General features: G+C 47.3%; 18 protein-coding genes and 1 other annotated feature (1 of these 19 cut by a window edge). Of the genes, 3 read left to right on the forward strand and 15 right to left on the reverse strand.

Annotated features, from left to right (window positions below):
• Positions 1-10: 10 nt before the first annotated feature.
• The 12 genes from AC3WTF_RS07940 to araE form a co-directional block, all read right to left on the reverse strand.
• Positions 11-1,267 carry an aminotransferase class V-fold PLP-dependent enzyme gene (locus tag AC3WTF_RS07940; protein ID WP_327992084.1) on the reverse strand — a complete coding sequence of 419 codons (1,257 nt, stop codon included), beginning with the start codon at positions 1,265-1,267 and terminating at the stop codon, positions 11-13.
• On the reverse strand, positions 1,233-2,162 hold the full coding sequence (locus AC3WTF_RS07945; protein ID WP_492314231.1) for an NAD-dependent epimerase/dehydratase family protein: 930 nt from the start codon (positions 2,160-2,162) through the stop codon (positions 1,233-1,235). Before AC3WTF_RS07945 ends, AC3WTF_RS07940 begins: the two co-directional genes overlap by 35 nt.
• Complete coding sequence (locus AC3WTF_RS07950; protein WP_042635501.1) at positions 2,159-3,289, reverse strand: DegT/DnrJ/EryC1/StrS family aminotransferase; 1,131 nt, start codon at positions 3,287-3,289, stop codon at positions 2,159-2,161. The genes AC3WTF_RS07945 and AC3WTF_RS07950 overlap by 4 nt, the downstream gene beginning before the upstream one ends.
• 48 nt (positions 3,290-3,337) lie before the next feature.
• On the reverse strand, positions 3,338-4,672 hold the full coding sequence (locus tag AC3WTF_RS07955; protein ID WP_047936219.1) for a nucleotide sugar dehydrogenase: 1,335 nt from the start codon (positions 4,670-4,672) through the stop codon (positions 3,338-3,340).
• A gap of 263 nt (positions 4,673-4,935) precedes the next feature.
• Positions 4,936-6,216 carry a M20/M25/M40 family metallo-hydrolase gene (locus AC3WTF_RS07960; protein WP_032867010.1) on the reverse strand — a complete coding sequence of 427 codons (1,281 nt, stop codon included), beginning with the start codon at positions 6,214-6,216 and terminating at the stop codon, positions 4,936-4,938.
• A 168-nt stretch (positions 6,217-6,384) separates the two neighbouring features.
• A complete protein-coding gene (eno, locus tag AC3WTF_RS07965) occupies positions 6,385-7,677 on the reverse strand; it encodes a phosphopyruvate hydratase (RefSeq protein WP_007409956.1) in 1,293 nt (430 codons plus the stop codon).
• Between the two features lie 27 nt (positions 7,678-7,704).
• Complete coding sequence (gene gpmI, locus AC3WTF_RS07970) at positions 7,705-9,240, reverse strand: 2,3-bisphosphoglycerate-independent phosphoglycerate mutase (RefSeq protein ID WP_003151620.1); 1,536 nt, start codon at positions 9,238-9,240, stop codon at positions 7,705-7,707.
• The gene (tpiA, locus tag AC3WTF_RS07975; RefSeq protein WP_003151618.1) at positions 9,233-9,994 is read right to left on the reverse strand and encodes a triose-phosphate isomerase; all 762 of its coding nucleotides are present in this window, start codon (positions 9,992-9,994) and stop codon (positions 9,233-9,235) included. Before tpiA ends, gpmI begins: the two co-directional genes overlap by 8 nt.
• A gap of 25 nt (positions 9,995-10,019) precedes the next feature.
• Complete coding sequence (locus AC3WTF_RS07980) at positions 10,020-11,204, reverse strand: phosphoglycerate kinase (protein ID WP_003151616.1); 1,185 nt, start codon at positions 11,202-11,204, stop codon at positions 10,020-10,022.
• A 321-nt stretch (positions 11,205-11,525) separates the two neighbouring features.
• Positions 11,526-12,533, reverse strand: a complete 1,008-nt coding sequence (gene gap, locus AC3WTF_RS07985) for a type I glyceraldehyde-3-phosphate dehydrogenase (protein ID WP_003151611.1) — start codon at positions 12,531-12,533, stop codon at positions 11,526-11,528.
• Positions 12,534-12,566: 33 nt separating this feature from the next.
• Positions 12,567-13,601 (reverse strand): gapA transcriptional regulator CggR, encoded by a 1,035-nt coding sequence (gene cggR, locus AC3WTF_RS07990; RefSeq protein WP_003151607.1) that lies wholly within the window; start codon positions 13,599-13,601, stop codon positions 12,567-12,569.
• 264 nt (positions 13,602-13,865) lie between these two features.
• A complete protein-coding gene (gene araE, locus AC3WTF_RS07995) occupies positions 13,866-15,260 on the reverse strand; it encodes an arabinose-proton symporter AraE (RefSeq protein ID WP_003151605.1) in 1,395 nt (464 codons plus the stop codon).
• Between the two features lie 256 nt (positions 15,261-15,516).
• On the opposite strand from araE, the gene araR reads away from it, so the two are divergent.
• Positions 15,517-16,605 (forward strand): arabinose utilization transcriptional regulator AraR, encoded by a 1,089-nt coding sequence (araR, locus tag AC3WTF_RS08000; protein ID WP_007409953.1) that lies wholly within the window; start codon positions 15,517-15,519, stop codon positions 16,603-16,605.
• Positions 16,606-16,640: 35 nt separating this feature from the next.
• Here araR and AC3WTF_RS08005 read toward each other — a convergent pair whose 3' ends face one another.
• Positions 16,641-17,648 (reverse strand): LLM class flavin-dependent oxidoreductase, encoded by a 1,008-nt coding sequence (locus AC3WTF_RS08005; protein WP_007613877.1) that lies wholly within the window; start codon positions 17,646-17,648, stop codon positions 16,641-16,643.
• A 275-nt stretch (positions 17,649-17,923) separates the two neighbouring features.
• Between AC3WTF_RS08005 and AC3WTF_RS08010 the strand changes: the two genes are divergently transcribed.
• Positions 17,924-18,331, forward strand: a complete 408-nt coding sequence (locus AC3WTF_RS08010) for a hypothetical protein (RefSeq protein WP_003151600.1) — start codon at positions 17,924-17,926, stop codon at positions 18,329-18,331.
• A 33-nt stretch (positions 18,332-18,364) separates the two neighbouring features.
• On the opposite strand, the gene AC3WTF_RS08015 is transcribed toward AC3WTF_RS08010, so the two are convergent.
• Positions 18,365-19,243 carry a LysR family transcriptional regulator gene (locus AC3WTF_RS08015; protein WP_020956365.1) on the reverse strand — a complete coding sequence of 293 codons (879 nt, stop codon included), beginning with the start codon at positions 19,241-19,243 and terminating at the stop codon, positions 18,365-18,367.
• Between the two features lie 97 nt (positions 19,244-19,340).
• Here AC3WTF_RS08015 and AC3WTF_RS08020 point away from each other — a divergent pair, with 97 nt between their 5' ends.
• Positions 19,341-20,258, forward strand: coding sequence for a DMT family transporter (locus tag AC3WTF_RS08020; RefSeq protein WP_032876372.1), 918 nt, complete (start codon positions 19,341-19,343; stop codon positions 20,256-20,258).
• A 33-nt stretch (positions 20,259-20,291) separates the two neighbouring features.
• Here the strand turns inward: AC3WTF_RS08020 and AC3WTF_RS08025 are convergent, their stop codons facing one another.
• On the reverse strand, positions 20,292-21,632 hold the full coding sequence (locus tag AC3WTF_RS08025; RefSeq protein ID WP_007407366.1) for an amino acid permease: 1,341 nt from the start codon (positions 21,630-21,632) through the stop codon (positions 20,292-20,294).
• Between the two features lie 61 nt (positions 21,633-21,693).
• Positions 21,694-21,727, reverse strand: a binding site (T-box leader); it runs 206 nt beyond the window's last position.

Here is a 21,727-nt window from a genome sequence, read left to right on the forward strand (position 1 = left end):
GTTATCACCACTATTCAGTCTTATTCTGTTGCTCACAATATGATAAAACGGATTCGGCTATATATCTGACTTGCTTCTTTTGAAGAGGAGGTTTAAACGGCAGGGAAAGAACTCTCTTCCAAAGCGGGTCTTCCCCGCCTTCTCCCGCGTATGTTTCATAAATCGGAATACGTTCGAGAGGAAGATAGTTCCAGCATGTTTGGATGCCTCTTTCGGCTAAATAAACGGAACACCCGTACCGCTCTTCATCCCGGGGAAATACAACCGTTAAATAATTCAGATGTTCTCCTTCTTGGGGCTGGATCATTCTTATGCCGTTTGTTTCTTCCGCCTTTGCAAAGATTTCTCCCGCCGTCTCTAAGTTTCGGAGCGAAGCTGTTACAAGCTGATCCATACGTGAAAGCTGATCATCAATAATGGCTTCCCTTGCCGGATGCATGCGAAGCACGGGTACAACAGCCGGTTTATCCGGCAGAGCTTCGAGCTTTGTGGCTTTCATGGAAGGCATGGCGCCCGCTTTTCTAAACATATATGAAATAGGATGATGCCGTTTCCGTTTCATTACAGCTTGGATTCTTTGATTTCTGATATAGATTCGATAGTCAGCTGCCACTTGGCTGCGCTGTTCCATCGGGAGATTTGCTTTTTGCCGAAGCCATTCTTTCGGCGCGATTAACGCGCCGCCTCCGATACTCGCAAGCGGCTTTGAGGGGCCGAAGCTTAAAATGCCGAAATCGCCCAAACCGCCGGCAAATGTATCCGCTTGTTTTGTAAACATGGCTTGAGCGGCATCATCAATGACAGCAATTCCGTTTTCCTTCGCCCAGTCAATGATAGCGGTATTTTCTCTCCGGCCGTATACATGCGTGAGGATAACCGCACACGTCTGCCTCGTCACTTTTTTTTTGACATCCTCAAAAGATAAGGATAGATGCTCATCCAGCTGCGCAAACACAGGCGTCGCACCGGATTGCAGCACGGCATCAATGACATTCGGGCAGCTGAAGGATGAGAAAATCACTTCTTTCCCCGGCCCGGCTCCCGAATAAGTTAATGCGAGCACCAGTGCCGCACTGCCGCTGGAGGTCAGCACAACCCCTTTTCCGTAACGTTTTTCCAGTTTTTCAGTCAGTCCGCTTTGTCCGGCAGTAAGCAAGTGTTTCACCGCGCGCAGACGTCCGCTGACGGAAAACTGTCCGGGATAAACGGGATATTTGACCACTTCCGGGTTTTTAGGAAAGTGAAAGTTTGTGCTTTTGTCTTTCATCTTTTATGATCTCCAGGCCTTCATTCAGACTTACTTTCGGAGCGTAACCGAGCAAACGTTTCGCCTTCTCGATTGACGGCGCCCGTTTAAAAATTTCGATGTCTTTTCCCCTCACGCCGTCTTCGCCCAGCTTTTTAAACAGATAGTTATCCTTCTCTCTGCCTGAGAGCACATTGACTTTTTCAGCCAGTTCTTTTATCGTGATCGGCTGGTCGTTCCCGATATTGAAGTCTTCAAAGACGGCTCCTTCATGAATGAGAGCGAGATAAGTTCCGGTGACGATATCACTGATGTAGCTGAAGCAGCGTATTTGTCCGCCGTCCCCGTAAAGAGGCAGCTCAGAGCCATTCTCGGCCAGGCTGAAAAACTTGTTGATGACAAAATCCTCGCGCTGTTTCGGCCCGTATACATTAAAGTACCGGACGACCCGAATATGAAGTTCGTCGGAAGCCTGTTCTCTCAAATATTCCTCTGATTGCAGTTTGGCTTTTCCATAAGCTGATTTCGGAAGCTTTCTGCTTGTCTCGGTATAAGGAAAATCCGGTGAATCTCCGAACACTTCTGAACTCGATGAGAAAAGAAGTGTGCTGATTCCCAACTCACCGCATACCTCAGTGACGTTTTTTGTTCCTTCAAAATTGACCCGTATGACGTCTTCTTCATTGCTTCGGCAGCTGTCCACTCCGACCATTGCCGCCAAATGGACAACCGCATCCGCTCCCCGCAGTGATTCGCGAAGGGACGTCCGGTCAAGGATATCCGTTTGGCGGTATTCAGTGTCAAAAGCCGGCTTCGTTTGGTCTGCAATGATGGTGTGATAACCTTTAGCCTGTAATAATGCCGCCAGTTCGCTTCCGATAAAACCGGCTCCTCCGATAATCGCAATATGTTTCATGATCCTACCTCCTGGCTGATAGTCAAAACTTCTTTTATAGACTTGACAATATAGCTGCAATCCTCATCTGATAACTGGCTGTAAAGAGGCAGTGATACAATCTCCCGGAAAACACGTTCAGTTACCGGAAGCTCCGCAGGAAAATGTTTTTTATAGTAAGGATGCAAATGCACGGGAATAAAGTGCACGCTCAGCCCGATTTGTTTTTCTTTCATTTTCTCAATAAACAGATCTCTGTCCATACCGCCGTTTTCTCGAATCCGCAAAATAAATAAATGCCATGAGTGCGTTATGCCGCTTGGAATGTCAGAAAGCGGAAGCGCCGCTTTATCAGATTGACCTGACAGTTCACGTACATAAAATTGAGCGATCTGTTCCCGTTTTTCTTGAATGTCGTTTGCGCGCTTCAATTGAACCAGACCGAGCGCGGCCTGAATATCCGTCATATTATATTTAAAGCCCGGCAGTAAAACGTCGTATCTCCAGCTGCCTTTTTCACCGTACCGGTTCCAGGCATTTTTTGTGATGCCGTGCCAGCCGTACAGCCTCGCTCTTTCTGCGGCCTGTTCGTCTTTCATGACGAGGGCTCCGCCTTCCCCCGTTGTAATATTTTTGGTGGCATAAAAGCTGAAGCACACGGCATCGCCGTGAGTGCCGATCATGCTTCCGTTATATTTTGTACCGAGCGCATGAGCGGCGTCTTCAATCAGATACAATCCGTTTTCTTTACAAATGGATTGCAAGTTTTCCAGATCAGCCGGATAGCCGGCAAAATGAACTGCAATTACCGCTTTTGTGCGCGGCGTTATTTTCTTCCGGACATCTTCAGGATCGGCACATAGACTTTTCTCGCATATATCCGCAAACACCGGAACGGCTCCGGCGTGCAGGATGACATTGACGCTGGAACAGAACGTGAAGCTCGGCACGATGACTTCATCGCCTTCTCCCACACCGAGCGCCAATAAAGCCATATGTAATGCAGCGGTGCCTGAATTACAGCTGATGACGCGTTCGGCTCCTATACATTCTCCCAGCTTTTTTTCAAAATCGATTACCTTCGGGCCTTTCGAAATCCAGCCCGATTGAATCGTTTCGGTTACGCTTGCGATTTCTTCGTTTGTCATATCAGGTCTGTGAAAAGAGATAAATCGATTACTAATGACCGTTCCCTCCTATAAAGTGACAACTCTGCAATTGTCGGCTGATTTTTCCTTGCATACATTTCTTGTGTCAAAGATAATCGGTGAGGCATCCTTCAAAATACTGTAGTCGATTACATCGTGATCTGTATGAATGATGATGACGTCGTACTGATTGATTTGTTCTTTTGTGAAAGGGACAGATTGTTTGCAGCTTCCGTCATTCAAGCGGATCTCGCTGATAAACGGATCATGATAATCAATCGCGCATCCCTTGTCCATCAATTCTTCCATTATCGTAAACACTGAGGATTCACGCGGGTCATTTGTATTTTTTTTATAAGCGGCCCCTATTATTAAGATGCTGCATTTGTCTTTGCCCGCCAGTTTCAAAGCATAGTCAGAGACAGAAATCGGCATGTTGGAATTGATTTCGTCCGCGAGATCAATTAATTTTGTCTGCAGCCCTTTTTCATTCGCGATCCATTTGAAGTAAAAAGGATCAATCGGGATACAATGGCCTCCGACTCCGGGGCCCGGGATAAATTTTTGAAAGCCGAACGGCTTCGTGTCCGCCGCGCAGATGACTTCCCATATATCAATATCAAGTTCACGGCAATTAAGCGCCATTTCATTGATAAGAGCTATATTGACATAACGATAAGTATTCTCTAGGAGTTTAGCTGTTTCAGCTACTTCGGGTGAGGTGACCGGGTGAATGCTTGTAACAATGGTGCTGTAAAACGCTGAGGCAAGTTCTGTGCAAGTCTGTGTGGTTCCGCCGACTACTTTAGGAATATCTGAAACTTCATATTGCCTGTTGCCCGGATCGATTCTTTCCGGAGAATAAGCCGTAAAAAAGTCTGTTCCTATTTTCATGCCGCGGCTTGATGCCATTCTGTCGGCAATCTTTTTTTTCGTTGTTCCGGGATAGGTGGTGCTTTCTAAAATTAAAAGCTGATGCTGCCTTCCATAAGCAATCATGCTGTCAACTGCACTGTCGATGTAGGTTAAATCGGGGATCTTGTCTTTTTTGTTCAGGGGTGTCGGCACACATATCACAATGATGTCGCATTGTTGGATGAGCGACATGTCGGCGCTGATTTGAAAGCGTTTTGTTTGTAAAGCCGAGTTCAGTCTGTCGTCCTCTATATCTTGAATATGGCTGCTTCCGGCGGCTAACAAGGAAACCTTTTCACTGTTTTTGTCGAATCCGATAACATTGTATCCTTTATCGACGCATTCCAGCGCAAGAGGGAATCCCACATATCCCATGCCTAACACGCCTACAATCGCCTGCTTCGTTTCAATCAGATGTAACAGCCGTTTTTGACCAAGGTTGCTGGCTTCTTTTGTGACAGTATTCATTTTTCGCCCCCTAATAGATAGAAAAGAGTATTGTTTTTTACAATTTAAAACAAATATCGATCGATATCGCAATTATAACAAAAGTTAAAATTTGATAAATGAGTTTTACATCCTTTTATAAATTAGGTATTATCTATTTATTTTTCTTTTATTTGTAAAATAAAATCCTGTCAAATGGTATATATCTGGTAACGAGTGAGAAAATCTCCCTTAATTGAGAGAATATACAGAAAATAATAAAAAAACAGGCCGAAGCCTGTTTTTTATTCTTTCACTGCCTCAGTTACAGCCGCAGAAACGAGTGATCCCGCTTTCTCTAATCGTTCTTTGCTGATGTGTTTCATATTATCATTCTCAGTGTGATACCAGGGCCCCGGCTCCTGTGTATCGGGGCTGAGCCAAATCCAGTTAGCCGACGGAATCCCTGCTTCATAAAAAGAGACATGGTCTGAGTAACCGAGCTGAATCAGGTTTGGCTTGACCAACCGGGATTTTTCAGCGGCTTTTTCAGCATACCGGACGCTCGGGTTTTCCTTGCCGTCAGGAGTCGTGACACACATTTGACTCGCTTCTTCCCAGTCAGTCGCAATCATATCGGCATTAAAATTGGCCTGGCTGTGCTTTCTTTCATTGTTCGTGAGTGTACTGACGTAATAAGATGAACCCGCAGACCATAATTCTTCTGCACCGAACAGGATAAAGCGGATCTCTTTGTCTTTCGGTATGTGTTTGAGTTGCTTGCTGATTTCCAGAACGGCAGATGTGCCTGAGGCGTTATCATCCGCTCCGGGCGCGCCTTTTACGCTGTCATAATGCGCTGTGACATAAATAATATCAGCATCAGAAGAGTTGGCCTGTGCCGCTTTGCGCGTTCCTATAATATTTTGTGAGGTGCGGTTTTTATAGTTTTTAAATTGAATGACTGCCTGCTTTTCCTGCAGCAGTGCTTCACCGTCTTCTTTTTTCATACCCGCCGCCGGTATCGTGATTCCTTTATCGGTATGCGGACGGACGGCGAGCGGTTTTGTTGTCTGATTATAAATAATGACTGCTTTGGCTCCCGCTTGTTCGGCATGTTTGATCTTTTGAGAAACGGGGATCTTTCCTTCGCGTATCACTGCAATCTTTCCTTTGGCTCCTGTTACGTCATCGCGTGATCCGCAGCCGCCGTCAAAAATCCCTCCCTCAATTCTCAGCTCTTTTTCAACAGCGGATTGATCAGCGGAGCGGAGCGGGAATTCATGATCTCCCGCTGTGACTGAACCTGAAAAGTACTTTTTCAATGGAAATGACTGTACTTTGACACTGGCGCCCTGAGCCCGCAGGCGATTCGATATGTATTCAGCCGCTTCCTTTTCTTTCGCAGTTCCGGTTTCCCGCGGTCCGATGGTTTCACTCAGATCATGCATCGTGTCCAATGCCTCATCAGCATCAAAAACCGGCGCGGCCACGGCTGAATAAGCATGAGTTTCGGACAGCGGCCCGGCAGACGCGCCCCATATGACGCTTGCTGCCACCGCGGCTGACATAAATGAAAATTTCATCATAATCCCTCCTCTTATTAACACCTCTTCCCTTTCGATTGAAGAACACTGATTCCTTTAAAAAGGGGAAAAATGAATATTATTGACCAAATGAAGATGATGAAAAAGGAGGGAAAAGCCCGGGAGCATAAAAAAACGCCGGGAGAATATCTCCCGGCGTCCATTCCATTACTTATTCAAGTTATAGAAAGAGTTGATACCGTGGTATTGAGCAGTTTCAGCCAACTGATCTTCGATGCGAAGAAGCTGGTTGTATTTCGCAACACGGTCCGTACGGGACGGAGCACCTGTTTTGATTTGTCCTGCATTAGTTGCCACAGCGATGTCAGCGATTGTGCTGTCTTCAGTTTCACCTGAACGGTGAGAGATAACGGCAGTGTAGCCCGCGCGTTTCGCCATTTCGATCGCATCGAACGTTTCAGTCAATGTACCGATTTGGTTTACTTTGATCAGGATAGAGTTGCCTACGCCGTTTTTGATACCTTCAGCAAGCTTTTTCGTGTTTGTAACGAAAAGGTCGTCTCCGACAAGCTGAACTTTTTTGCCAAGACGCTCTGTAAGAAGTTTGTGGCCTTCCCAGTCGTTCTCGTCAAGTCCGTCTTCGATAGAGATGATTGGGTATTTAGAAACCATTTCTTCGTACCAGTCAACCATTTCAGCAGATGTTTTCACAACGCCTTCGCCAGACAGATGGTATTTGCCGTCTTCTTTGTTGTAGAACTCAGAAGATGCAGCATCCATCGCAAGTTTCACTTCTTCGCCAGGTTTGAAGCCGGCTTTTTCGATCGCTTCAACGATTGTTTGAAGCGCTTCTTCGTTAGAACCAAGGTTCGGAGCGAATCCGCCTTCGTCACCTACAGCTGTGTTCATTCCTTTAGCAGAAAGAACTGATTTCAGGCTGTGGAAGATTTGAGCGCCCATGCGAAGCGCTTCACGGAAGTTAGGCGCGCCTACAGGCATGATCATGAATTCTTGAATGTCTACGTTGTTGTCAGCATGCTCTCCGCCGTTTACGATGTTCATCATCGGTACAGGAAGCGTTTTTGAGTTGAATCCTCCAAGGTATTGGTAAAGAGGAATCTGTAAGAAATCAGCAGCTGCGCGCGCACAAGCCATAGATACGCCAAGGATTGCGTTCGCACCGAGTTTGCCTTTGTTTTCAGTTCCGTCAAGCTCGATTAAAAGCTGATCGATTGCGTTTTGTTCAGTTACGTCAAAGCCGAGAAGCTCTGGAGAAATGATTTCGTTTACGTTGTTAACAGCAGTTAACACGCCTTTTCCAAGGTAACGGTCTTTGTCGCCGTCACGAAGCTCAACCGCTTCGTATTCACCTGTAGAAGCTCCGCTTGGCACTAATGCGCGGCCGAAAGCTCCTGTTTCTGTATATACTTCAACTTCAACTGTTGGGTTGCCGCGGGAGTCAAGGACTTCGCGTGCATAAACATCAACAATGTATGGCATGAGTTTGTCTCTCCTTTTGATTTACGCTTATTTTTGAATTAAAGATGTTCCGGTCATTTCTTTCGGTTTTTCAACACCGAGAAGGTCTAATAACGTTGGTGCGAGGTCGCCTAGGATTCCGCCTTCGCGCAGCGTCACGCCTTCTTTCGTCACAATGACAGGGACTGGGTTTGTCGTATGGGCAGTGTGCGGTTCGCCTGTTTCTGTAATCAGAATGTCTGCATTACCGTGATCAGCGGTAATGATGGCATGTCCGCCTTTAGCGATGATGGCGTCAACCACTTCGCCTAAGCATTCATCCACTGCTTCAATTGCTTTAATCGTCGGTTCGACCATTCCGGAGTGGCCGACCATGTCAGGGTTTGCAAAATTCAGGATGATCGCGTCGTGCTTGTCAGCCGCGATTTCTTTTACAAGAGCATCCTTCACTTCATACGCGCTCATTTCAGGCTTCAAGTCATATGTCGCGACCTTCGGCGAGTTAATGAGGATGCGCTCTTCGCCCGGGAATTCTTCTTCGCGGCCGCCGCTCATAAAGAACGTAACGTGCGGATACTTTTCAGTTTCTGCAATGCGAAGCTGTTTTAACCCGTGCTGTGCCAATACTTCACCGACCGTATTGTCAAGGTTTACCGGTTTAAAAGCCACATATCCGTCAACAGATTCACTGAAGTGAGTCAGGCAGACGAAATACAGGTTTTTCGGATGATTTTCACCGCGGTCGAAATCGCGGAAATCTTTGTTGGTAAACGTGTTTGAAATCTGGATGGCGCGGTCTGGTCTGAAATTATAGAAAATCACAGAATCGCCGTCATGAATTTTCGCAACGGGTTCACCGTTTTCTTTTGTGATGACGGACGGAATGACGAATTCATCATGAATGCCGTTCGCATAAGAATCGTCGACTACATCCATCGCGCTGCGGTAAGACGGGCCTTCGCCGTAAGCCATTGCGCGGTACGCTTTTTCCACACGGTCCCAGCGTTTGTCGCGGTCCATGGAGTAGTAGCGTCCGGAAATGCTGGCGATTTCGCCGACACCGATTTCTTCGATCTGCTCATTCAGCTGCTGAATGTAAGTTTTCGCCGTTTGCGGACCTACATCGCGGCCGTCGAGGAAACCGTGAATATACACCTTCGTCAGTCCTTCACTTTTCGCAAGCTTCAGCAGCGCGAATAAATGATTGATATGACTGTGTACGCCTCCGTCAGAAAGAAGGCCGAACAGGTGCAGCGCTTTGTCGTTGTCTTTCGCGTTTTTGATGGCGTCAAGGAACGTTTGATTGCGTTCGAATTCGCCTTCGCGGATGGCAACGTTCACGCGTGTTAAGCTTTGGTACACAATACGTCCTGCGCCGATATTCAAATGACCGACTTCAGAGTTCCCCATCTGTCCTTCAGGCAGTCCGACTGCTTCGCCTGATGCCGTCAGCGTCTGATGAGGGTATTGGTTCCAATAACGGTCGAAATTCGGTTTTTTCGCTTGTGCGACTGCGTTTCCGACTGTTTCATTGCGTAATCCGAACCCATCAAGAATGATGAGTGCAGCTGGTTTTTTACTCATATTGACCTTCCTCCAATAATTGAACGAATGACTGCGGTTCAAGGCTTGCGCCGCCGACCAAAGCACCGTCAATATCGGACTCTGCCATATATTCTTTAATATTTGCAGGTTTTACGCTGCCGCCGTATTGAATGCGGAGCTTGTCAGCAGTTTCCTGGCTGAAGCTTTCAGCAACGACTTTACGGATATGCGCGCAGACGTCGTTAGCATCTTTCGCTGTAGAAGATTTGCCTGTTCCGATTGCCCAGATTGGCTCGTACGCAATAACGGAAGCGGCAACTTGCTCTTCAGAAAGACCCGCAAGACCTTTTTTCACTTGATCGGCAACAAGATCATTTGTTTTTCCGGCTTCGCGCTCTTCAAGCGTTTCACCTACGCAAATGATCGGCACAATGCCGTGTTTGAAAGCGGCATGCGCTTTTTTGTTAACTGTTTCATCAGTTTCAGCGAACATTTCACGGCGCTCAGAGTGGCCGATGACGCAGTAATCCACGCCAAGGTCTTTCAGAGCGACCGGGCTGATTTCACCTGTGAACGCACCGTTTTCTTCAAAATGCATGTTTTGGGCGCCGACTTTCAGGTCAGTTCCTTTAACAGCAGAAGTCAGCTTTTCTAAGAAAAGAGCTGGTGCGCAAACAACGGCTTCCGCTTTGTCTGCTGCTGGAATGGAAGATTTCACTTCTTCAACGAAGCTGACAGCCTCGCCGAGTGTTTTGTTCATTTTCCAGTTACCGGCTATAATTGGTTTTCTCATCTGTTCCACTTCCTTATAGCAGTTTTTATTTATCGTTCAGCGCAGCTACACCTGGAAGCTCTTTGCCTTCCATGAATTCAAGGGATGCGCCGCCGCCTGTTGAGATATGGCTCATTTTGTCAGCAAGGCCGAATTTTTCAACGGCTGCCGCAGAGTCTCCTCCGCCGATGACAGAGTATGTATCATTAGCCTCTGCCAATGCTTCAGCCACTGCTTTTGTGCCTTGAGCGAACAAGTCGATTTCGAATACGCCCATCGGTCCGTTCCATACGACAAGTTTGCTGTTTTTGATAACTTCAGCGTACGTTTCGCGGGTTTTCGTTCCGATGTCGATCGCTTCTAAATCACTTGGGATCTCAGAGATCGGCACGATTTGGACGTTTGCATCGTTAGAGAAATCATCAGCAACGAGAACGTCTTCCGGCATATAGAATTTAACGCCTTTTTCTTTCGCGCGGTCCATGAATGATTTTGCAAGTTCGATTTTATCTTCTTCAAGAAGAGATTTACCGACTTCATAACCAAGCGCTTTTACGAATGTGTAAGCAAGACCTCCGCCGATGATCAAGTTGTCCACTTTATCAAGCAGACTTTCGATTACACCGATTTTGTCTTTTACTTTCGCGCCGCCGATGATTGCCGTAAACGGGCGCTCAGGATTTGTCACGGCTTTGCCGAGAACGTCAAGCTCTTTTTCCATCAGGAATCCTGCAACCGCCGGCAGATGCTCGGCAATTCCGGCTGTAGATGCGTGAGCACGGTGGGCAGCACCGAATGCGTCATTGACATATACATCCGCAAGCTCAGCAAATGCTTTAGCAAGCTCAGGATCATTTTTCTCTTCGCCAGGGTAGAAACGTACGTTTTCCAATACAAGAACGTCTCCGTCCTTCATATCAGAAATTTGTGCTTTTACAGCATCGCCGTAAGCTTCATCCGCTTTTTTCACTTCTTTGCCGAGCAGTTCGCCTAAGCGTGCAGCGACAGGAGTTAAACGAAGCTCCTCAACCACTTCGCCTTTCGGGCGGCCTAAGTGGCTCGCAAGAAGGACTTTCGCGCCCTGGTCTGCAAGGTGTTTGATTGTTGGAAGCGCAGCGCGGATACGAGTATCGTCTGTTACTTCCCCGTCTTTCATTGGAACGTTAAAGTCAACGCGGCAGAATACGACTTTGCCTTTTACGTCGATGTCTTTTACTGTTTTTTTATTCATGCCTTAGGAGATCCTCCTTCAAAATGGTTTGCATAGCACGAAAAACGTGAAACGTGAAACCGCCTCATGATGCTTCCGCCGCGGGGCAGATTGCAGCTTCCGGGCACGGGGCAGATCGTCTTCTGAGCCAGGGCAGGCGGCTCAGAAAACGAAAGTGCCGCGGAAACTTCAAAACGCGGACGTTCTGCAGCAATCCGGCGCTTTCTGAAAGCCGGTTCTCATGGAAAAAGGGAAAGGGAGTCCGTCCCCTTCCCTTGTCCGCTTTCATTATAGCGTTTCTGTCCGAAAGAACCAAGTCCGGCCCTTTCCGGGAGCTATGAATTAAAGACCTTGTTTTGCGATGTAAGCTGCAAGGTCAACAACGCGGTTAGAGTAGCCGCTTTCGTTATCGTACCAAGAGATTACTTTTACCATGCTGCCTTCCATAACCATTGTAGAAAGAGCATCGATTGTAGAAGAGTTAGCATTGCCGTTGTAGTCTCCGGATACTAATGGCTCTTCGCTGTAGCCAAGGATTCCTTTAAGATCGCCTTCAGCCGCTTCTTTAAGAGCTGCGTTTACATCTTCAGCCGTTACGTCTTTGTTCAGTTCAGCAACTAGGTCAACAAGAGAAACGTTTGGAGTCGGCACACGCATAGCTCCGCCGTTCAGTTTGCCTTTCAGTTCAGGAAGAACAAGGGAAACTGCTTTAGCAGCACCAGTTGATGTAGGAATGATGTTTTCAGCTGCTGCACGCGCACGACGGTAGTCTTTGTGCGGAAGATCAAGAATTTGCTGATCGTTTGTGTAAGAGTGAACAGTTGTCATCATACCGCGTTTGATGCCGAATTTGTCGTTAAGTACTTTTGCAAACGGCGCAAGGCAGTTTGTTGTGCAAGATGCGTTAGAGATAACATGGTGGTTAGCCGCATCGTATTTGTCTTCGTTAACACCCATAACGATTGTGATATCTTCTTCGTTAGCAGGTGCAGAGATGATAACTTTTTTCGCGCCTGCTTCTAAATGTTTCGCAGCGTCTGCGCGTTTTGTGAAGAAACCAGTAGATTCAACTACGATTTCAACGCCTTGTTTGCCCCAGCTGAGTTTCGCAGGATCGCGCTCAGCAGAAACTTCGATTGTTTTGCCGTTAACAACAAGGTTGCTGCCGTCAACTTTAACTTCTGCATCTAATTTTCCGTGTACGGAATCATATTGTAAAAGATGAGCAAGCATGTTAGCGTCTGTTAAATCGTTAACCGCTACTACCTCAACTTCAGGATTGTTTAATGCTGCGCGGAATACGTTACGTCCAATACGACCAAAACCGTTAATACCGACTTTTACTGCCATGATTATTTCCTCCTTTAAATAAGTGAGAGATATTTATATTGAGGGACTGTTATCCCTTAATAACTTCTTTGCGGCTCCTTCGTCCGTGACGAGAACCGTGTTTCGCTGCTTTTTAAAATAAGCTTCGATTGCTTCTGCTTTTGATGATCCGCCCGCTACCGCGATAATGTCGGGAATGGCATCGAGGTCATCAAGCTGCATTCCGACTGAATGCACCTTGTGAACGACTTCTCCGTCCGCATTAAAGTAGTAGCCGAATGCCTCTGTCACCGCATGATTGTCATCTATTTTCTTCAAATCTTCCAAAGGCGTGTTTCTTCGCTCCGCCATTGTTCTAGCTTCGCCGATTCCGTGAACGAGCATACTCGCTGATTTAATCGTGTGAAGCACCTCTTTTACGGAAGGTTCTTCAATAATAGATGAGTAGGCGCCTTGTGACAGCTGTCCGGGAACGAACAAAAGCCGATAAGTGCCTGAAGCCTTTTCCGCCATATGCGCGCATATGGTGTTCGCCTGGTTTTTCACATCTTCGCCTAAACCGCCTCTTGCGGGCACAAACAGGAGCTCGCGGTTTTTTGAATCCGGCGTCATCATATCGGCGACGGCTTCAATTGTCGTACCGCCGGTTACAGCGACGATATTTTTGCCTGAAAATCTCTTTTTCATACATGCAACGGCCGCTCTCCCTAATTCTTTTTTGACCCAAGGAGATTGATCGCTGTCACCGGAAACGATAATGGCGTCTTTCAGATTAAGCCGCTCTTTTAATGTCTTTTCCAAAAGCGTCAACCCTAAAACATCCTTCATCGTATCTTCCAGAATCGAAAGCAGTGAATAGCCCTCTTCCGTCATTGTCATGCCGTTTGTTTTAATATCGATGAGATTCTGTTCTTTCAAAAACTGAACCTCGCTTCTGAGAACGCGCTCGGTCAATCCGAGACTGGCTGCAAGACTTCTGCGGCCGATCGGTTCGGTAAGCCTGATATACTGCAAGATTTCAAATCTTTTCTGCATCACAAGCAAAAGATCAGGCAATAATTTTTTTTGAGCTTGTATTAACTGGTTCATGACTCAAACGTTCCTTCCTATTCATACTGGACAGAAAATGTCCCGCTATGACAAAAAACGTCCCATCATAGCCAAAAAAAATTATGTCTGCTTTCTTTAATTATTTTAACAGGATGACATTGTTAATTCAACTGTTAAAGGTCAATTCCTCGACATTCTTCGCAGGATTTTCCAGTATCTCCTTGATACAGTCATTATATACAGAAACGGAATGAAGGTGACAGACAAAAGCCCGCCGGAGCGGACTTTTGTCGTAAAACGCTTTCATTTTATCCAGAGTTTTTCTATTTCTTCTAATGATTTATTTTTCGTCTCAGGGCAGATCGTCACGACAAACAAGAAACAGAGAATATTAATGACGGCGAATATCCAGAAGGTGTACGCGAGCCCCAACCCGCTGATCATCATCGGCACGAACTGGCCGATCGCCCAGTTGGCCCCCCATAAGAATATCGTCGCAATACCGGCGGCGCGTGCGCGGAGGTGGTTCGGAAAGATTTCCGAAATCATGATCCACGTAATCGGCCCGACTGAAACGCAGAAAGCGGCGACGAATCCCAATATGATGACGACTAAAGCCGGACCGCTCGCCAGCTGAAAATAAAAGGATGCCCCGATTAAGATCATGAACAGCGCCATAAAGGCAGATCCGACCCCCATCAGCTTTTTCCGGCCCACCTTATCGACTAAAAGAACCGCGATAATGGTGAAAATCACTTCAACGACACCGACGATGCATGTCGTGATAAACCCCGCATTCTGTCCGAAGCCCATCATTTTGAAAATTTCCGGCCCGTAATACGTAATTGCGTTCATGCCGATGACCTGATTGAATAAAGCCAGCAGAATCCCGATCACAAGCGCTTTTCTCAGCCCCGGCTTAAACAGCTGAGACAATGAACCCATTTTTTCTAATTGTAAAGACGTTTCGATTTGTTTGATTTCTTCTTTCGCGGTCTGCTCGCCGTTAATGCGCGTCAGCACGGCGAGGGCTTCATTTCGGCGCCCCGCTTTCGCAAGCCAGCGCGGACTTTCCGGCACGATAAGCAGCACGATAAAAAAGATGACGGACGGAATCATGCCGTAAGCGAGCATCCACCGCCAGCCGGTGTGCACTCCCCATTCATACGAGCCGGACTGCTGGACGGCGAGGTTAATAAAATAAGTGCCGGATATCCCTAATATCGTAAACAGCTGATACAGTGAAGACAGACTGCCGCGTATGGCCGGCGGAGCGGCTTCGGTAATATACGTGACAGAAAGCGAGGAGCCCATGCCGATTCCCAGACCGCCGATGACTCTGGCGATCACTAAGGAAGACACACTTTGAGAAAGCGCAGAGACAACCGCTGACACCGCAAACAACAGCGCCGCTGCCATCAAAATCTTTCTCCGTCCGAAACGGTCACTCAAAAATCCGGAAATCCCGACGCCGAAAACACCGCCGATCATAATGCTTGAAATCACGAGCCCTTCCATAAAAGGACTTAAGCGGTACAAATCTTTCAGGAAACCGATGGCGCCGGAAATCACCGCCGTGTCATAACCGTACAAAAGCCCTCCCAGTCCGGCCGCGCATGAGATGAGAATGACAAACCACTTGGAGTGCTGCCGAGTGACAGGTACATTTGAGCCAATTGGTGCCGGGTGATTCTTCATGAATTTTACCCTCCCGCGAATAATAGAATAAAAACGCTTACAAATCTGAGTGCGGCGCTTGATGTTGCTTTGTTTTCTTCAGAACCGCCACATTTGTACGTACTTATGAAGAATTTTATCTAAAAATAAGGAAAATTAGTACGTACAAATAAAGAATAAGCAGTTTTTCATAATCTGTCAATTATTTTTACAGCTTGATGAAAGGGCTTACTATGTTATACTGGAATTTGTCCGTATACATTTTGGAGGAATTGATATGCTACCGAAATATGCTCAAGTAAAAGAAGAAATTTGTTCATGGCTGAATCAAGGAAAAATACAGCCGGACGAAAAGCTGCCTACGGAAAATGAGCTGATGCAGCAGTTCGGCGTCAGCCGCCATACCATCAGAAAGGCGATCGGAGATTTGGTCTCGCAGGGGCTGCTGTACAGCGTTCAGGGCGGAGGCACCTTTGTCGCTTCACGCACGGCGAAATCAGCCATGCATTCAAACAAAACGATCGGCGTCATTACAACGTACATATCAGACTATATTTTTCCGAGCATCATCAGGGGAATCGAATCTTATTTAAGCGAACAGGGCTATTCCATGCTGCTGACGAGCACCAACAACAATACAGAAAGTGAACGGCGCGGTCTTGAAAACCTGCTGTCCAAAAATATAGACGGGCTGATTGTCGAGCCTACGAAAAGCGCGCTGCAGACGCCCAACATCGGCTACTATCTCAATCTGGAGAAAAACGGCATTCCGTTTGCCATGATTAACGCCTCTTATGCGGAGCTGGCCGCACCAAGCTTTTCCGTCAATGATGTCAAAGGCGGCATGATGGCTTGCGAATACGTCATGTCCCTCGGCCACACGCACATTATGGGAATCTTTAAAGCGGATGACACGCAGGGCGTCAAACGGATGAACGGCTATCTGCAGGCGCATCGGGAGCGCGGGATTTTTCCGTCTCCGGACATGATCGTGACTTATACGACTGAGGAAAAAGAAACCGTGCTTCTCCAAAAAATTAAGCATACCCTTGAGCAAAACAGCGGATCACATCCGACGGCCATTCTTTGCTACAATGACGAAATTGCGCTGAAGACGATTAATCTTCTCAGGGAATTCGGGTTAAAGGTACCTGATGACGTATCGGTCATGGGCTATGACGATTCACATTTCGCCCAGATTTCCGAGGTGAAGCTCACCTCTGTCAAGCATCCGAAATCCATTATGGGGAAAGCGGCGGCAAAATACGTCATCGACTGCTTAGAACATAAAAAACCGAAGAAGGACGACGTCGTGTATGAACCGGAACTCGTCATCCGGAATTCAGTCAAGCGGATCGGCGAATAAAAAAAGCAATGTGCGCGGCACATTGCTTTTTTTGCTCAGCTGTTTTTTAATTCGGCAATGATTTCAAATGATCTCATTCTGTCGGCATGCTCAAAGCTTTCTGAATTCACCATGATTTCATCCGCCTGTGTTGTCCGGATGAAGCTTTCCAGCTTTTCCTTCACACGCTCCGGTCCGCCGACGATCGTTGAACTGAGCTGTTCATTGACCATCGCTTTTTCATACGGCGACCAGATTTGATCCATGTCTTCAACAGGAGGCTTCAGCTGGTTCGGCGTGCCGCGGACGAGGTCTAAAAATCTTTGATAATGCGATGTCGCCAGATGCTCCGCCTTTTCATCCGTATCGGCGGCAATGACGGTGACGCCGACCATCGCGTACGGTTGATCCAGTACGTCTGACGGACGGAAGGAGCTGCGGTACAGCTCAAGAGCGGGCACGGTGTTTTTCGGTGAGAAGTGAGCCGCAAAGGCGAACGGAAGCCCGAGCTCTCCCGCAAGACGCGCGCTGAACCCGCTTGAGCCCAAAAGCCAGATCGGCACGTCCAGCCCTTCGCCCGGAATGGCGCGGACTTGATTGCGCACATTGCCGGACGGTTTGAAGTAATTTCTCAATTCTTCAAGCTGCTCCGGAAAATCTTCCCCGCTGTTTATGTTTCTTCGTAAGGCTCTCGCCGTTAATTGGTCGGTCCCCGGCGCGCGTCCGAGCCCCAGGTCAATCCGCCCCGGATACAACGTTTCAAGAGTTCCGAATTGCTCCGCAATCACAAGTGAAGAATGATTCGGCAGCATAATACCCCCAGAACCGACGCGGATTTTTTTCGTGCCGCCGGCGATGTGGCCGATCAGCACCGCCGTTGCCGAGCTGGCAACTCCTTCTATATTATGATGCTCCGCAAGCCAATAGCGGTTATAGCCCCACTCCTCGGCGCGGCGCGCTAAATCCATGCTGTTGCGGAACGATTCAGCAACCGTTCCCCCCTGTACGACCGGCGATAAATTCAATACGGAAAACGCAGTATCTTTCAATGTATGTTCAGCCATCGTTTTCTCCTTTATGGTTTAGTGTAAGCAGATCTTAAACAAGGTCTCTACCACACACCTTACCACAGCTTTTCCCGTGAGTTAAACAATTTGATTCGATGATATTCGAACAATCAGTCATCGGTCGTCACTAGTGAACTTTGTGTGAATGAATCTATTACATTCAGATATGATGAGCTTTTCATCCTATAAAAGTGAAAATCTATCGTTGAAAGAACAAACCCAATAATGTTAAGATATGTATGATATTGAATAGGAAGGAAGTCATAGTCTATATGCGTAAAAAAATCTTAATGGCACTCACAACAGCTTTACTGGCAGCAATCTTCTTTACAGGAAACACCGATAAGGCATATGCCGCAGACTTTTACTCCGGCACTCAGCAGCATTTAAATGTAAGCGGATTTACCGATGCCTCCTACTACACGAAAAAAGCGAAAAGTGTCGATTTTACTCTCAGTACAGCGTATCCGTCAGATCGAACTTTTAAAGGAAACCTATACTTACAGCGAAAGTCCGGAAAGAAATGGACGACTTGTAAAAAAACAACCTTTTCTTTCTCAGTAAGGGTGACTAAGTCATTCTCTTTAAAAGGATGCAAGACAGGTTATTATCGTGTCAAAGCCACGTTCAGCGGTTCAAAACTTGTCAATACGACAAATTCTTTTAAAATTAACCGATAAGATTCAGGGCCCTATGATTATTAGGGTCTTTTTTTATTCGTTCTTTGTGAGTTCCTGTGCGATTTGAATAAAAAGTTTTGCCGCCAATGAAGCCTCCTTTACGGACGGAACGGCAAGCAGAACATCTCGGTACACCGCACGATTGAGTTCTCTTGTCACGACATTTTCCGGCAGCGATATTCCCGACATAGACATTTGTGATAATATCGCAATTCCCAGCCCCTCTTTGATCATGCTGATGGACGTATTGACGTTGTAAACAGTGAATGCGGCAGTCAGCACAGATCCTGCCTCCTTAAACATATCAATAAACGGTGATTCGTATCCTCCGTCACAGATGATCATCGGCTGGCGGTCAAGATCTTTCAGAGTGATTGACTCACAGCTGCAAAGCGGATGATCATTTCTAAGCACGACTGCCATTTTATCTTTTTTCAGCGGCAGATATTCCATGTCTTCCGTAGGAAAAAGAGTGATACCCACATCTATTACCCGGGAGCGGAGCCATTCCTTTACTTCGTTAACCGTTCCTTCATGAAGCACCAACTCAAGCTTCGGATACCGTTTTTTAAACACGCTGATCAGCTTTGGAATGAAATAAGCGGAAGCGGCCGGAAATGTGCCGATGTGAATCGTTCCCTGTTCAAGCCCTCTTTCCGCGGCCGCCAGCTGCTCGGCTTTTTCTATGCCTTTGAGCACCTCTCTGATATGGACGAGAATTTTTCCGCCCGTGTCCGTGAGCCTTACGCCGTTGCGGCGCTCGCGGATGATCAGCTTGATGCCGAGCTCTGACTCAAGCGCAGAGATGGCATGGCTGACAGCGGGCTGCGTCATATTCAGCGCCTGCCCCGCTTTTGTAAAGCTTCCCGTTTCAGCGATTTGAACAAAAACCCGCAGTTGTGTAATCGTCATAACGTTTTACTTATGCTCCTTATAAAAAAGATTCATTTTATTTATCTTACTGATTACCGTATCATATGATGGAATTGTTCTACAAGGAGTGAACGACGTGAAACAGCTTTCGAAAATACAGACGGCTCTTATGCTGGCGTTTCTAGTCACGGTGTGGGGAATTAACTGGCCGCTGACAAAGGCCGCGCTTGCCTATTCGCCGCCTCTTCTGTTTGCCGGAATCCGCACGCTGATCGGCGGACTTCTATTATTAATGGTGGCGCTGCCCCGTTTTAAAAAGCTGCGTTTTAAAGAAACGTGGCCGATCTATCTTATTTCTGCCATTTTAAATATTACTTTATTTTACGGCCTGCAAACGGTCGGCTTGAATTACCTGCCTGCCGGCTTATTTTCAGCCATCGTGTTTTTCCAGCCGGTTTTAATGGGCGTTTTTTCTTGGCTGTGGCTCGGGGAATCGATGTATCCTTTAAAAATAGCCGGTCTTATTCTGGGCTTTGCCGGTGTCGCCGTCATCAGCGCAGCCGGTTTCGGAGGCCATATTTCCATCGCCGGCATTCTTTTGGCCTTAGGCTCCGCGGTCAGCTGGGCGCTCGGCACGGTATATGTGAAAAGAACGGGCGGACGCGCGGACTCTATCTGGATGGTCGCTCTTCAGCTTCTGATCGGCGGCGTGCTGCTTGTCAGCTCCGGCCATTTTTCAGAAAGCTTTTCAGCGATTCAATGGAAAGCTCCGTTCATTCTCAGCCTTCTGTTCATTTCAGTTTTTGTTATCGCGCTCGGCTGGCTCGCCTTTTTTACGCTTGTCGGTTCAGGGGAAGCAAGCAAGGTTGCCTCTTACACCTTCCTGATCCCGCTCATATCCATTACCGTCAGCTCGATATTCCTGCATGAGCCGCTGACCGTCAGCCTTTTAGCCGGACTGCTTCTGATCGTCACAAGCATTTGTTTTGTGAATATAACACCAAAGAAACTGAAAACACCTGCTCTGGCCGCAGAAAAAAAGGCCGTTCATTAAAAAAACTCTTGCCGCGGGGCAAGAGTTTTTTATTTATTGACGTCTCCCTTTCACGAGATACGCAGCCGTAATGAGGAGATAGATGGCCGCAGTGATGCATGTGATGACGATGGATGTCGTCGCAATTACGCCGATCAGGATGGCCAAAAGCGCAAGCACCGCAAACCATGTCGTGTACGGGAACCATTTGACGTAATAAGCCGGCTGTTCTGTTGAATGTTTTCTTGATTTCAAATGGGCGAATCCGATAATCAGCCAGATGAACAGCACGGTATAGCCGAGGGAACCCATCAAATAATTAAACGTCTGGCTTCCTGCGAATAAAGAAATCAGGACGCCTACATATAAAAATGACGTACAAGTCAGAATCGCATAGACGGGAACCTTTTTCTTCGATAGTTTTGAAAAGATTTTCGGCAGCCGGCCGTCAGAAGCCTGCGTAAACAAGACGCGGGATGATCCGTACAGTCCCGAGTTCATAGACGAGATAATCGCAAGAAGAATGACGGCATTCATAATATGGTCGGCACCCGGAATTCCGATCATCTTAAATACTATGACAAACGGGCTTTCGGGAACGCTGTTGACTTGATTCCAAGGAATCAGGCTGACGATGATGAAAAACGGCAGCAAGTAAAAAGCGACAATCCGCGTTAACGTGCTACGGACAGCTTTCGGGATCACCTTTTCGGGGTTTTTTGTCTCCGCCAGCGTGACGCCGATGATTTCCGTTCCGCCGTATGAGTAGATCACGACGAGCATCGCCGTAATGACACCCCCCGCTCCATGCGGGAAAAACCCTCCGTGATCCGTTAAATGAGACAGCCCCGGCGCCGTGTGATTGCCGAATGAGAAAAATAAAAGCAGAATCCCGCATAAAATAAAGATGACAATCACTGTAATTTTAATGAGCGCGAGCCAGTACTCCGTCTCGGCAAACAGTTTCACAGAAAGCATGTTTACGACCGTCACCACGATGGAAATGATCAAAGCCAATATCCATATCGGACATTCCGGCAGCCAATATTGAATGAAAATGGCGGCTACGACCGCCTCAGCGGCAATATTGAGCACCCACATTTTCCAATAGATCCAGTCTAAAAAGTATGCAGCGTACGACCCGAGAGACTGCTGAACCAAATCACGGAACGTCCTTGCATGTTTGTTTCTGACTGCCATTTCGGCCAGCCCTTGCATAATAAACAGCAGAATGATTCCGCCGAGGAGGTAGGCCAGCAGCACGGACGGCCCCGCTTCATCAATCGCCGTGCTGCTGCCTTTAAAGAGCCCGGCCCCGATTGCGCCTCCAAGCGCCATCATCATAATGTGTCTGGACGACATCGTCCGTTTTAACGTTTGCTTGTCCTTTTCCATCTATCACACGCCCTCTCGCAAAAAGTGTTCATCACATAAAAAAGCACGCCGCCTCTTTGGGAAAAGAGACGGCGTGCCTCAGGCAGCCGCGGTAC

The sequence above is a fragment of the Bacillus sp. EB106-06-01-XG163 genome, assembly GCF_058791615.1.